At 36.6% G+C, this 12,750-nt stretch carries 13 protein-coding genes and 2 pseudogenes; 14 read left to right on the forward strand and 1 reads right to left on the reverse strand.

Features of this window, described 5'->3' with window-relative positions; genetic code table 11:
- Positions 1-2 precede the first annotated feature (2 nt).
- The 12 genes and pseudogenes from rpsI (at position 3) to ADG03_RS09275 (ending at position 9,583) form a co-directional block, all read left to right on the forward strand.
- Positions 3-395: a 30S ribosomal protein S9 gene (rpsI, locus tag ADG03_RS09225; protein WP_000075973.1), complete on the forward strand. Its 393-nt coding sequence runs from the start codon at positions 3-5 to the stop codon at positions 393-395.
- 123 nt (positions 396-518) lie between these two features.
- Positions 519-1,109, forward strand: a pseudogene (locus ADG03_RS09230) (IS256 family transposase); the annotation flags it as partial.
- 180 nt (positions 1,110-1,289) lie between these two features.
- The gene (locus tag ADG03_RS09235; RefSeq protein ID WP_002893755.1) at positions 1,290-1,568 is read left to right on the forward strand and encodes a DUF6110 family protein; all 279 of its coding nucleotides are present in this window, start codon (positions 1,290-1,292) and stop codon (positions 1,566-1,568) included.
- Between the two features lies 1 nt (position 1,569).
- Complete coding sequence (locus tag ADG03_RS09240; RefSeq protein ID WP_002893754.1) at positions 1,570-3,633, forward strand: heavy metal translocating P-type ATPase; 2,064 nt, start codon at positions 1,570-1,572, stop codon at positions 3,631-3,633.
- A 299-nt stretch (positions 3,634-3,932) separates the two neighbouring features.
- Positions 3,933-4,547: a CadD family cadmium resistance transporter gene (locus tag ADG03_RS09245; protein ID WP_002911684.1), complete on the forward strand. Its 615-nt coding sequence runs from the start codon at positions 3,933-3,935 to the stop codon at positions 4,545-4,547.
- A gap of 11 nt (positions 4,548-4,558) precedes the next feature.
- A complete protein-coding gene (cadX, locus tag ADG03_RS09250) occupies positions 4,559-4,897 on the forward strand; it encodes a Cd(II)/Zn(II)-sensing metalloregulatory transcriptional regulator CadX (RefSeq protein WP_000711078.1) in 339 nt (112 codons plus the stop codon).
- 898 nt (positions 4,898-5,795) lie between these two features.
- Positions 5,796-6,308 (forward strand): GNAT family N-acetyltransferase, encoded by a 513-nt coding sequence (locus ADG03_RS09255; RefSeq protein WP_049473333.1) that lies wholly within the window; start codon positions 5,796-5,798, stop codon positions 6,306-6,308.
- A gap of 183 nt (positions 6,309-6,491) precedes the next feature.
- On the forward strand, positions 6,492-7,082 hold the full coding sequence (locus ADG03_RS09260) for a hypothetical protein (RefSeq protein ID WP_021154426.1): 591 nt from the start codon (positions 6,492-6,494) through the stop codon (positions 7,080-7,082).
- Positions 7,083-7,631: 549 nt separating this feature from the next.
- Positions 7,632-7,934 (forward strand): TMEM175 family protein, encoded by a 303-nt coding sequence (locus ADG03_RS11315; RefSeq protein ID WP_004240734.1) that lies wholly within the window; start codon positions 7,632-7,634, stop codon positions 7,932-7,934.
- Complete coding sequence (locus tag ADG03_RS09265; RefSeq protein WP_000397556.1) at positions 7,859-8,200, forward strand: hypothetical protein; 342 nt, start codon at positions 7,859-7,861, stop codon at positions 8,198-8,200. Before ADG03_RS11315 ends, ADG03_RS09265 begins: the two co-directional genes overlap by 76 nt.
- 13 nt (positions 8,201-8,213) lie before the next feature.
- Positions 8,214-8,537, forward strand: coding sequence for a potassium channel family protein (locus ADG03_RS09270; protein ID WP_001253404.1), 324 nt, complete (start codon positions 8,214-8,216; stop codon positions 8,535-8,537).
- A pseudogene (locus tag ADG03_RS09275) lies at positions 8,534-9,583 on the forward strand (DUF389 domain-containing protein). Before ADG03_RS09270 ends, ADG03_RS09275 begins: the two are co-directional and overlap by 4 nt.
- Before the next feature lie 702 nt (positions 9,584-10,285).
- Here the strand turns inward: ADG03_RS09275 and ADG03_RS09280 are convergent.
- Complete coding sequence (locus ADG03_RS09280) at positions 10,286-10,489, reverse strand: CsbD family protein (protein WP_049471982.1); 204 nt, start codon at positions 10,487-10,489, stop codon at positions 10,286-10,288.
- A 317-nt stretch (positions 10,490-10,806) separates the two neighbouring features.
- Between ADG03_RS09280 and ADG03_RS09285 the strand changes: the two genes are divergently transcribed.
- Both ADG03_RS09285 and ADG03_RS09290 read left to right on the forward strand, forming a co-directional pair.
- Entirely contained in the window at positions 10,807-11,397 is a 591-nt protein-coding gene (locus tag ADG03_RS09285) for a rhomboid family intramembrane serine protease (RefSeq protein WP_049471981.1), read from the forward strand.
- A 144-nt stretch (positions 11,398-11,541) separates the two neighbouring features.
- Complete coding sequence (locus tag ADG03_RS09290) at positions 11,542-12,663, forward strand: VanZ family protein (protein WP_023919353.1); 1,122 nt, start codon at positions 11,542-11,544, stop codon at positions 12,661-12,663.
- The last annotated feature ends 87 nt before the right edge of the window (positions 12,664-12,750 follow it).

Raw genomic sequence — 12,750 nt, forward strand, 5'->3', positions numbered from 1 at the left:
GTATGTCACAAGCACAATATGCAGGTACTGGACGTCGTAAAAACGCTGTTGCACGCGTTCGCCTTGTTCCAGGAACTGGTAAAATCACTGTTAACAAAAAAGATGTTGAAGAGTACATCCCACACGCTGACCTTCGTTTGGTCATCAACCAACCATTCGCAGTTACTTCAACTGTAGGTTCATACGACGTTTTCGTTAACGTTGTAGGTGGTGGATACGCTGGTCAATCAGGAGCTATCCGTCACGGTATCGCTCGTGCCCTTCTTCAAGTAGACCCAGACTTCCGCGATTCATTGAAACGCGCAGGACTTCTTACACGTGACTCACGTAAAGTTGAACGTAAGAAACCAGGCTTGAAAAAGGCCCGTAAAGCATCACAATTTAGTAAACGTTAATTCGTTACTGGACAGCAGAATACAAACGAAAACACTTTGCATCTTGCAAGGTGTTTTTTTCTATGAGAACTGGCGGTGCGCAATTAGGATAGCTCTAGCGACTTTAGTCGCATAGAGATATGCTATGCACAGTTGCCTCAAGAAAACAATGCTTCTTGGTCCACCCTGTTAGACAAGCTTCAAAACCAAGGAATCCAACAGATTTCTCTTGTAGTTACAGATGGCTTTAAGGGGCTTGAGCAGATTATCAGTCAGGCTCACCCATTAGCTAAACAACAATGTTGCTTAATTCATATTAGTCGAAATCTAGCTAGTAAAGTGAAACGAGCAGATAGAGCGGTTATTCTGGGGCAATTTATAATGATTTATCGTGCTGAAAATTTAGAAATGGCAGGACAAGCTTTAGAGGACTTTCTCGCCGAATGGAAACCAAAGTATAGGAAAGTCATGGAAAGTCTGGAGAAGACGGATAATCTTTTAACTTTTTATCAGTTTCCCTACCAGATTTGGCACAGCATGTATTCGACAAACCTCATTGAGTCTCTTAACAAAGAAATCAAACATCAAACGAAAAAGAAGGTTCTTTTTCCTAATGAGGAGGCTCTGGAACGTTACTTAGTTACGTTGTTTGAAGATTATAATTTCAAGCAAAGTCAACGAATCCATAAAGGGTTTGGTCAATGTTCTGATACACTTGAAAGCTTATTTAATTAACACTCCGTAACTCTACTTAAGTGTTTACACATAATTATTTACAGTATCAAAAAATAAAGTATATTGTTTTCATCATAATATAATTAAATATCAGTATAGAGAATTTTATCTATATATCAGATATCAGCAATTGCTTTTGCTGTCATTTTTCGCTACAATAGTTACAAGGAGGAAATAAACATGTTAAAAGAAGTATTAAACGTCGCAAAAGTTGCGAAAAAATCATCTCTCTTCTTAGGAGGGGTAGCATTTGGGACGCTTGGCTTGAAAGTCTTAGCAAGTAAAGAAGCTAAGAAAGGCTATTCTAAGGCCTTGGCTAAAGCTTACAAATTGAAAGATGGACTGGATGCATCTGTTTCTGTTGTAAAACAACACGGTGATGATGTTTTACAAGACGCTAAATATTTATACGAACAGGAAAAGAAAGAAGAACAATTAGATAGCCTGACAGGTGAATAATATGTCTTTTAAAGTGCTACACAGAGGATATCAACATATCCGATTATCGTCCTCGTTTTCACTGACCTTGGATATTCAAGATTATCTTCGTTCCTTGGCTAAAGATGAAAAAGGGATCGACTCTATTCAGTTTTATATGGATCAGCAGCACTTTACTCTACGTATGAAAGAAGGCTTCTCTGTATTAGAAAATGCAGAGGCCTTTTTAAAAAAAATTGACAAGGGGAAAGTTTCGGACTTGATGACTCTTCCCATTCGTAGAGAAGAGAGTGCTTATTCAATTGTATCGGGTGCAGCGATTAAGCGTTTGCTGTTTCGAAGTTTTGTACCCTACCCTATTCGTTATATTTGGACTTGTTATCAGGCTTTGGGTTATGTCAAAGAAGCCTATCAAACTTTAGCGCGCAAGGAACTAACCATGGAGGTCTTGGACTGTTCGGCCATTTTGTTGTCCTTGTTTATGAACCAATCCAAGACAGCTAGCAACATCATGTTTATGCTTGATTTGGGTAATCATCTGGATCAGTGGTCTTTAAAAAAAACAGCAACAGATTTGGAACAAAGCCTTCTTGCTAAAGAAAGTGATGTTTTCTTAGTGCGGGGAGACATGGTCATCAGCATCAAGAGTTCTGATGTTCAAGTAGGTGATGTATTAGTTGTCTCCCAAGGTAATGAAATCTTGTTTGACGGCCAAGTGGTTTCAGGATTAGGCATGGTCAATGAGAGTTCCTTGACTGGAGAGAGCTTCCCTGTTGAAAAGAAAGAGGGAGATTCTGTATGTGCGAATACTGTTTTGGAAACAGGAGAGTTAAGAATTCGTGTGACTGATAATCAGATAAACAGTCGTATTTTGCAACTCATCAATCTGATGAAAAAATCTGAAGAGAGTAAGAAGACAAAACAACGTCATTTTATTAGGATGGCAGACAAGGTTGTAAAATATAACTTCTTAGGTGCTGGTTTGACTTATCTGTTAACAGGTTCGTTTTCAAAAGCCATTTCCTTTTTATTGGTGGATTTTTCATGTGCTCTAAAAATATCCACACCTGTAGCCTACCTTACGGCCATAAAGGAAGGTCTAAATCGAGAAATGGTTATTAAAGATGGTGATGTATTAGAAAAATATCTGGAAGTGGATACTTTCTTGTTTGATAAAACGGGTACCATCACGACGAGTTATCCTTTGGTTGAAAAGGTTCTTCCTTTCGGAGATTATACTGAGAAAGATATTTTAAGAATAAGTGCATGTTTGGAGGAACATATCTATCATCCTATTGCCAATGCAATTGTTAAACAAGCTGAAATTGAAGGCATTGAACACGAAGAAATGCATGGCAAGCTTCAGTATGTTGCAAGCAAAGGGATTAAATCGCAAATTGATGGTCAATCGGTTGTCATTGGAAATTATGTACTAATGCAAGACGAACAGGTAAGAATTAGTTCTGAGCAGCTGGCCTTGATTGAGCAATATAAGACTCATTACAATTTATTGTTTTTGGCTTATAAGAAAGAATTAATTGGGATGTTTTGTATCCACACTCCCTTGAGAAGCGAGGCGAAAGTTGCATTGAAAAAGCTAAAGCGCCAAGGGAAAAAACTGATTCTGGCAACTGGTGATACGTTGGCTAGAACAGAAGAGTTGGTTAAAGATCTGCCATTTGACAACGTTTATACTGATTTAAAACCAGATGGTAAGTTTCAGTTGGTTCAGGAATTACAGAAAGCTGGCCGAACTATTTTGATGGTTGGAGACGGGTTAAACGACTCTGCTGCCTTGACGCTTGCAGATATTGGGGTTGTGATGAATGAAAGTGCTGATATTTCTAAGCAGATGAGTGATATTTTATTATTAGATAATCGTTTAGATTTCTTCGAGGAATTGAATTCTTTATCTGAATCGTTGCAGAAATTAATTCAAAGAAATATTCAAGAAACAGTTGTAATAAATGGAAGTTTAATTGGATTTGGGTTGTTAAATTGGTTAAGCCCATCTAATCTTTCGATATTGCACAATCTGACTACTTTAAGAATCGTCCTTCGTAGTCTTTCTATTAAAAGTAGGTAAGAGACCGAGAAGCTGAGGTTATAAAAACTAAAAGGAGTTGTCTCATTTGAGAATAACGGTTCTTTGTCAACTGTAGTGGGTTGGTGGAAAATTATACCCTGGAGAGGACCAAATTGGTTCTCTCCTTTTAAATATTGAAAAAACCATTGGCAGTGGACATACTTTAAGACTATATATTTCTGAAACTAGTTTCACAATACAAATATTGACATGCAATTATTAATTGGTGGATTTTAAGTTGACATCTACAAAGGTTAATGTTAGAATACATTCAAAAATATATTTGAATGAGGTGTTTTATGATTCAAAATATTGTTACTTCAATAATCCTGTATTCTGGGACAGCCGTAGACTTACTTATTATCCTAATGTTATTTTTTGCCAAAAGAAAAAGCAGAAAGGACATCATTAACATCTATTTAGGACAATTTCTAGGCTCTGTTAGTCTAATATTCCTAAGTTTGCTTTTTGCATTTGTCTTAAATTATATTCCTAGTAAAGAGATTTTAGGTTTACTCGGTTTGATTCCAATTTTCCTAGGCCTCAAAGTTTTGCTTTTAGGAGATTCTGATGGAGAAGCTATTGCAAAAGATGGTTTGCGAAAAGACAATAAAAACCTGATTTTTCTAGTCGCTATGATTACTTTTGCAAGTTGTGGCGCTGACAATATTGGTGTCTTTGTCCCATATTTTACCACCTTAAATTTAGCGAATTTGATAGTGACTTTACTTACTTTTCTAGTCATGATTTATCTCTTGGTTTTTTCTGCCCAAAAATTAGCACAAGTCCCTTCTGTTGGAGAAACTTTGGAAAAATATAGCAGATGGTTTATTGCCGTTGTCTATTTAGGATTGGGGATGTATATCCTGATTGAAAACAACAGCTTTGACATGCTATGGGCTGTGTTAGGCTAGGAGAAAAAATTATGAAAAAAGATAGTATCTGTCAAGTGGATGTTATAAATCAACAAAATGTTACAACCGCAACGAACTACCTTGAAAAGGAAAAAGTCCAAAAATCACTTCGCATTTTATCAAAATTTACCGATAATAAACAGATAAATATCATCTTTTATCTCCTTGCCGTCGAAGAACTCTGTGTCTGCGATATAGCCTGTTTATTAAATCTCAGTATGGCATCTGCCTCCCACCATCTTCGTAAACTAGCCAATCAAAATATCTTGGACACTAGAAGAGAGGGGAAAATTATATATTATTTTATAAAGGATGAGGAAATCAGAGATTTTTTTAATCAACTAGGATAACAACTATTTTTACTACTTTTCCATGATTATAGGGAGATTATAATCGTTGTTGTTTCAACGGTAGCAAACTGGTTTTTACATAAAGTAATTGATAAACCCAATATAGATCAGAAAGAATTACTTGAAGCTACCGCACAATATAGAAAGTTATTGATACCTGACCAAATAATTAAAGGAGTGGGATTGATTCTATACTTAATTGTCTATCCTCCGATTATGATGTATAGTGTTTTAATTGCGGCATTTTACATCATAACTTTAAAAACACTATCTGAAAAAAGAGTGAATAACTAAAAAATGGTGATCAAAGTTAGGTGTATTATTTTAATGCTTACAGACCTAAACTATTCCCCTATTTATAATCTATTGATTCATATTTTATGAAATTAATCAGTAGATATCGTTCTGAAAAGCCTTGATAATACGCTGTTTTTAGTCCAACTGAAACCCATACTTTCCAAACCAGGCTTGAAAAAAGCTCGTAAAGCATCACAATTCTCAAAACGTTAATCAACACGATTATATCAACGTTTACAGACATTCAAGAATTTTCTCTTGGATGTCTTTTTTTGTTCAAAAAACTAAAGTTCACCCTATTGCTTTTTGAGACTTCTAAAGGCTATTTCTCCTGCTGTTTGATTTACTGTTTCAGTAGTATTGACATAAGTCTTCGTTATTTGGATGTCACTATGAGTAAGTGCTTCTGAAATAGCTTTGATAGATATTCTAGCCTGTTTGGCTGGTGTGGCGCCTTGAATATTATGCTTATCCATAGTATTTTGTGTTATAATGTAGAAACAATACAGAAAATAAAAGAATCTTTTTAAATTCTGTAAATTTCACTTTGTGTAAACATGAGAAAATGTTGAATGTAGATAATGATGGGGGAGGCTTTGAAATGATCAGTTTAGAGTTGTTGTCTGAAGCAAATAGTTTAGATGTCTATTCTTTTGAAAAAGAAAATCGAGAGTATTTTGAACGAAATTTACCTCCTAGACCAGCTAACTATTTTGATTTAGAAGGTTTTAAAGAAATTACAAGGGAGTTGTTAACGGAACAAAGGAATCGTGATGTCTATATGCATCTTATTAGAGATTCGCAAGGCGTTATGGTCGGGAGAATCAATTTAAGTGTCTTAGATGGTGATCGGAAAACAGCAGAACTTGGGTATAGAATTGGGGAAAATGTTACCAATTTAGGTTATGCAAGCGAAGCGGTTAGACTCGTTTTAGACAAAGCGTTTACTACTTATGGTTTTAATAGAATCATTGCAGGAACAGCAAGAGATAATCTAGCTTCTCAGAGAGTGCTTTTAAAAAATGGCTTCACCTTTAGTAGAATGATAGAAAATGACTTACAAATTCATAATGAGTGGGTTCATACAGCAGTATTTGAGGTAAGGAGACCATAATATCATCATTTCCAGTCTATTAACAAGGTTAATGGAGTTATATTCTTTCCAGACATTCAATAATTTTCTCTTGGATGTCTTTTTTTGTCTATCTTAATTTTACAAAATGGGAACTATGTTATAATTAAGTAATATGATTACAGACTGAAAATTGTAGATTATCACTTGGAACGGAGGCAACTAATGAGAAATAAGGTTGCTAAAATAATTGCTATTGTACTCATTCTTATATTTGGAGGAACATATATATATAACAAGCTGACTAAACCAAATCTAGGCCCGAAAACAACCAAACTCTATCAGCATGGCTTTCGTTTGCTAGAAGAGCAAATAGGAACCTACATCAAAGAACACTATAGAGGTATTGAAAAGATTGAATTTTCCCCAATATACATTACTGAGGAAGGGTCAACATTCTCAAATGCGTACGTGCGTCCAACTATTTATGATAAGTATGGAAATAAGGCTACTCTAGGAACTCCAATTAATAACTTTAATCCAAGCAGTTTTGGTATCGTTTCTGATGTTCTTCTCAATTTTGATGGAGGCGGGAATGAAGCTATAGATTTAAAGGACTCCAATGGAAATAATATCGATGTTTCTAAAGCACAGCACTTGCCAGATGAAGCAAAACTCACGAAGGCTAGAAGTACAGATGAAAATATTTCTTTATTGGTTCAAGACAATCAGCTAAAGGATGTTGTTAAGGATGAAAAAGGAAGTCCTGAAGCTGAAATCATTTATAATGTTGAGCTAAGCAAAGGAAAAGAATGATATGACATTATCTGATCAGGAAGTTCGAAGATTACAATAACTATTCCCCTATTTAAAAAATATTGATTCAAATTTTATGAAATAAATCAGTAGATATCGTTCTGAAAAGCCTTGATATGTCGTTGTTTTTAGTCCAACTGAAATCAAACCAGGCTTGAAAAAAGCTCGTAAAGCATCACAATTTAGTAAACGTTAAAACTTATTTAAACTTATTGAAAGCATTTCGTATCAAAAATACGGGATGCTTTTTCTGTTCACCCCAAATTTTTGTAACTAGGTGATACTTGAAATTAATACAAATTTGGTTGTTTTTGATAAATCTAAGCAACACTAAATGATGAAGTGAAAGGGGATGAATCTTTGATAGTATTCATTTATTGTGAAATATGATATATTTATTAATTAGATGGATGAATACTTCTAGAGTTAAATATAGCATAATAGGGACAGACTTTTTGGTTTATTTTTGTTTGTAGTCGGATTATGAAAGAATATCCAATATTATGCGATAAGATAGAATGTTACAAAAAAGAAAGGGGATGCAATCCGATGAAGAAAGACAGATTAATTGTATTGACAGATGCTGTTCTAGCAATTATTATGACCATCTTGATTTTAGAGTTAGAAAAACCAACAACACCAAGTCTTGAAGCTTTTTGGGATTTACGGCAAAATTTCTTTGCTTGTTTTCTTTCCTTTTTCTGGTTGGGATCGTTATGGATGGCACTAAACACATTATGGGAAAAGGTTGAGAAAATTTCCTCAGAAATTATTTGGTGGAATTTGTTTCTACTCTTGGAGCGGCAGGAGTTCTCTTTGGAGAATTTCATGCCATCCAAGATACCAGTCTGAATGATGTGGTGGACCGGATCTATATAAATGTCAAGGATTTACCGTTTCAGTCCTTGGGAGCTTTAGCTAATATCCTGTCTGATGTTAAGAAGGGACTGATTCAAGACAGTCATATCTGGTCTTTCTTCCAGTCATTTTTCAAACAATATCAGTTGATAATCAGCTTAAATCAGATCTATCAGTTTGTCTATCTTTCTCTGATGGAGATCATGTCCTATCTTCACTTTGATTATTGGAAAAAACGGCTCGGTCAGGAGCTAGTATGAATAAGGAGAACAAATGAGACGTTTAAAAATGTTATGGCATATTATACAGGTTACGGGTTTTACTCGGTTTGCTCTGAGTTTTGTGACCTTTGTTTTTGGGTCAGGAGGCGTGCTTTTCCTAGTTGAACCTGCTATCACAAATTACGGAGACGGTCTTTGGTATGCTTTTGTGACTTCGACGACTGTCGGCTACGGGGATCTCCTAGCTGTGACCTTGATTGGAAGGATTACCAGTGTCTTCTTGACGATTTATGGGCTCATATTTTTTGGCTGTTTATCAGCTGTTATTATTAATTATTATACCGATTTAAATAAGGAAAGAGGAGAGGACAAATGACTGCCAATTATTCAACACGGGAATACCGTGAGAAATAATACGATGACCTTCATGTTCGATTGAGAGATACAGCGATTTTGATGTGTGCAATTTTTATTGCCTCTATCGGTCTAAATATGAATTCAACAGCTGTTATTATTGGAGCCATGTTAATTTCACCTCTCATGACACCGATTGTTGGACTGGGATTCGGTTTAGCTATTTTTGATACGCGTTTAATCAAGCAATCTCTAGAGGTTTTATTGACTCAAGTGTTGGTCAGTTTGCTTGTCTCGACTCTGTATTTCTGGATTTCTCCCTTGTCTTATGCAAGTAGCGAGTTGATCGCACGAACCTCTCCAACCATTTGGGATGTTCTCATTGCTATTGCTGGTGGGATTGCTGGTGTGATCGGTTCAAGGAAAAAAGAAGCAAACAATATCGTGCCAGGAGTAGCCATTGCTACAGCTTTGATGTCGCCTATCTGTACTGCTGGCTATGGTTTAGCTAATGGGAATGTACGATTTTTATTGGGGGCTCTCTATCTTTTCTTGATCAACTGTGTCTTTATCATGCTAGCCAACATTGTTGGAACAAGAATTTTGATGAGAAAATCTCCTTTAACTTCATTTAAAGAGCTGAGCATTAAAATGAGAATTGGCTTGATTTCTTTGATTGTATTGTTGATTCTTCCAGCTAGCTATTCGGCAGTTACTCTGACAATAGAACAAGCGCGCAAAGAAGGGATCAAACAGTTTGTAGGAAAAGAGTTCGCCAATTATACGGTTATTAATCAAGTCTACAAGTCAAGTAACAATGAATTGGTCTTGACGGTTGTTGGAGATCCGATTTCAGAAGAAGAATTAGAAACACTCCACCAAAAACAAGCCTCTTACGGTATTCAATCTGTTCAATTGAAAGTGAATCAAGTTCAGAACTCGCCAACATTAGATAGTGAAGCGACCAAGGAATTTTATGAAAACATTGACAAGTATATTGATCAAAAACTCTCTGAAAAAGATTCACAAAACGATCTCGTAAAAGAAAATGAAGCAGACAAGGATTGAGGACAATGAACTGAATCGGTTTTTACGCCGTGTTTTTCTTGTATCTTCCTCTTTCTTACTTATAGCAGGTTGTTTTTGCTTGAATAAGAAATAAATTAGAAGTTCTATCATCTAAGAAAAATGATGAAAAAAATCATTTAACTAATGGTGTGAACGTTTAGTGTTTATCAGCTCCATTCTCTGTAATTTTGGGGGTAAAATCCACACCATTTAGATAAAATTAGTTGAATTTGATTGGAAAAACGCTTTTATAAAAGCGGAGAAAAGTCTTGATATTACGCTGTTTTTAGTCCAACTGAAATTCATACTTTCCAAACCGGGTCTTAAGAAAGCTCGTAAAGCTAGCCAGTTCTCTAAACGTTAATTCGTTGCTGGAAAGTAGAATACAAACGAAAACACTTTGCATCTTGCAAGGTGTTTTTTGTATGAGAACTGGCGGTGCGCAATTAGGATAGCTCTAGCGACTTTAGTCGCATAGAGATATGCTATGCATAGTTGCCCCAAGAAAACAAGCGTAGCGATGTTTGATTGGATGGCAACCACTGCACTCAAAATGTTAATTCGAAAGAATTACTATACTTACAAAGAGCACCCTTCGGGGTGTTTTTTCTATACCTAAGATAAATGGAAAATAAAAAACCACCCTATCTTTCACAGTCAAATGTGACTGTAGAAAATAGAGTAGGTCTAGGATGTTAAAGACTATTTGTCGTCTTTATGAAAGATATTTTTAACGCCCTTGATAGCTCCTTCGACAGCTTCTTTTGCATCTTCAGCAACTTCTTTTGCTTTTGAAGCAACTTTTTCAGCAGTGCCTTCAGCTTCTGTTTTTGTATCGCCGGTTAATTTACCAAGGCCTTCTTTAACAGAACCTTTTGCTTGGTTCAATTTTTCTTCTAATGACATAGCGTCACCTCCATGAAGTTAGTAGTTTTTTCTCTGAATACAATACTGTTGATTTAAAAAAATAAAAAATATTTGTCTCAGATTAGAATGAGTATATTCTTTTTAAAATAGAAAGTCAAATTTTTGCTACGGCTAAAAAACAGGATCGCTTTCCGGTCACGAATAATGACCGACTAATAAGTCACGATATTTCGTTTTTCCAGCAAAGATTTGAAACGAAAGAAGCAAAAAACTTTTCTGTCTCCATTGAATTACATGGTATAATGGTCGTGAATGGAGACATCGTAACGCTGTTTTTTGAAAAAGAGAAGATAAATATGAAAAGAATCCTTATAGCCTATCCTGTTATCAGTACTTTAGCTCTAATCTGTTTGCTGCTCGGTCTATTGACTTCCTTTTATGGGGATGCTATGTATGACCTATTGGCTTTTCATTCAAAGCCGGTGTATGGTTGGCAATATGTTAGTGGGACCCTGATGCACGGTAGTAAAGGAGCCCCTATCTGGTTTTTATGGGTCCATTTGTTGTTAAATGGACTCATGCTCCTTCCCTTCGGAGGACTGCTAGAAAGAAAAATAGGCTCTAGACAAGTCTTGATCGTTTTTGTGACGGCGACAGTCCTCTCTTCCATCGTTTTTCACCTCTTAACCCAGGAGCAGGACATTCAGGCAACAGGGATCTCTGCTGTAGGATACGCCTTTGTGACCGGAGGAGTCCTGCTCCTGCCAAAGATGTGGAAAGAATTTTCACTCACCGTAAAATGGTTTTATCTATTCTTAATTTTTCTATCTGGCCTCATGCTCTTACCAGCAATCACCGGATGGATCTCAACGCTATTGCATCTTTCAGGGGTTGTGAGTTATCTATTGGTTTTTATCGGAAGTAAAGTCTTGGAGGGGAGAAGCTAACTATTAAGACGGCTCCTCAGTAAGGTTTTCATCGTACTTCCTTGACTCTTCCTTTACCAGGCCGTATAATATTCTATATCAATGAAGAAATCACCTTTTGTCATTGTACAAAGGGTGATTTTATAACGAAAAAAAGGAGACACAATGGGGTATATCTCTACTATTAAAACGGCTGTTCAGCTCTTTCCTTTCCTGGCATTTTTGCTGACCTTGCCCTACATGATTTTGAATTATCGAAAATATGGTTCGGTCAATAAATTGCGGGTGCTGATTTTCTATTCTTTTATGCTTTACTTGATGACGGTCTATCTCTTGGTGATCTTGCCTCTGCCGGATCCAAGTAAGATTCATACTAGCTACTCGGAAATGGTTAATCTCCATCCCTTTGCTTTTGTGGTGGATTTTTTCAAGGAGAGCCCCTTTGATTTAGCGCAGACTGGTACTTGGATTCAAGCTCTTAAGCATCCAACTTTTTATGTGCCTGCCTTTAATGTCCTGATGTTGATTCCTTTTGGGATGTATCTGCGCTATTATTTCAAGTGTGGTTTTAAGAAAACGATCCTCCTGACAGCCCTCTTTAGTCTCTTTTTGGAACTGACCCAGTTATCAGGTCTCTACTTTATGTATCCGGGTCCTTACCGCCTGGCAGATGTTGATGATATTATTCAAAATACTACCGGTGGTGGAGTGGGTTATCTGCTCGGTTGGTTCCTGGTTTGGTTATTGCCGACACGAGACGAAATTGACGAGCATTCTTTCCGAGTAGGAACGAAAGTATCTGGTTTTCGGATGGGTCTTGCCTTCTTGATCGACTTTGTAATGCTATCCTTGCTTTACGCGGTAATCGAGCGTTTAGAGACGATTCCTTATGTAGCGATTTTGGCTGTTTATTTTGGTTTGATTCCTTTGTGGCGGGGCAAAACCTTGGGAATGGCTTTATTGAAATTCCGCTTGCATTTTGACAAGCAAAAATGGCTTCGCACCATCTGGCGGGGAATCCTGGTAGTAGGTTATTTCTATCTGATTCCTCAAGGGTTGTTCTATTTGATTTCGCTCTTGAATAGCGATTTGACGGACAATTCTCTCTTAACCCTGTCCATGATTTTATTGCTCTTCTTTGTGGTTTTATTGTACCTGATTCTCACTCTTGCCATCGTCTTGCTCAATCGTCGCTTTCCCTTTGACCGTCTAGCTGGGGCTGAGTATGAGAGTACGGTGCGCGTGAAGAAAGAGCTCTTAAAGGATGAAACCGAATCATCAAAATAGAGAGAGTGGGACAGAAATCGGTAATTCGTTAGAATTTGATTTCGTCGTCTCACCTCCGCACAGTTGAGTAGGGCTGTAAAAGCTGAT

The organism is Streptococcus parasanguinis (assembly GCF_001069785.1).
In the GTDB taxonomy this organism is placed as follows: Bacteria; Bacillota; Bacilli; order Lactobacillales; family Streptococcaceae; genus Streptococcus; species Streptococcus parasanguinis_T.

Excerpts from the sequence above, each read along its gene's own strand:
- rpsI (WP_000075973.1), top strand. The coding sequence starts at position 3 with ATGTCACAAGCACAATATGCAGGTACTGGACGTCGTAAAAACGCTGTT.
- ADG03_RS09235 (WP_002893755.1), top strand. The coding sequence starts at position 1,290 with ATGTTAAAAGAAGTATTAAACGTCGCAAAAGTTGCGAAAAAATCATCT.
- ADG03_RS09240 (WP_002893754.1), top strand. The coding sequence starts at position 1,570 with ATGTCTTTTAAAGTGCTACACAGAGGATATCAACATATCCGATTATCG.
- ADG03_RS09245 (WP_002911684.1), top strand. The coding sequence starts at position 3,933 with ATGATTCAAAATATTGTTACTTCAATAATCCTGTATTCTGGGACAGCC.
- cadX (WP_000711078.1), top strand. The coding sequence starts at position 4,559 with ATGAAAAAAGATAGTATCTGTCAAGTGGATGTTATAAATCAACAAAAT.
- ADG03_RS09255 (WP_049473333.1), top strand. The coding sequence starts at position 5,796 with ATGATCAGTTTAGAGTTGTTGTCTGAAGCAAATAGTTTAGATGTCTAT.
- ADG03_RS09260 (WP_021154426.1), top strand. The coding sequence starts at position 6,492 with ATGAGAAATAAGGTTGCTAAAATAATTGCTATTGTACTCATTCTTATA.
- ADG03_RS11315 (WP_004240734.1), top strand. The coding sequence starts at position 7,632 with ATGAAGAAAGACAGATTAATTGTATTGACAGATGCTGTTCTAGCAATT.
- ADG03_RS09270 (WP_001253404.1), top strand. The coding sequence starts at position 8,214 with ATGAGACGTTTAAAAATGTTATGGCATATTATACAGGTTACGGGTTTT.
- ADG03_RS09280 (WP_049471982.1), bottom strand. The coding sequence starts at position 10,489 with ATGTCATTAGAAGAAAAATTGAACCAAGCAAAAGGTTCTGTTAAAGAA.
- ADG03_RS09285 (WP_049471981.1), top strand. The coding sequence starts at position 10,807 with ATGAAAAGAATCCTTATAGCCTATCCTGTTATCAGTACTTTAGCTCTA.
- ADG03_RS09290 (WP_023919353.1), top strand. The coding sequence starts at position 11,542 with ATGGGGTATATCTCTACTATTAAAACGGCTGTTCAGCTCTTTCCTTTC.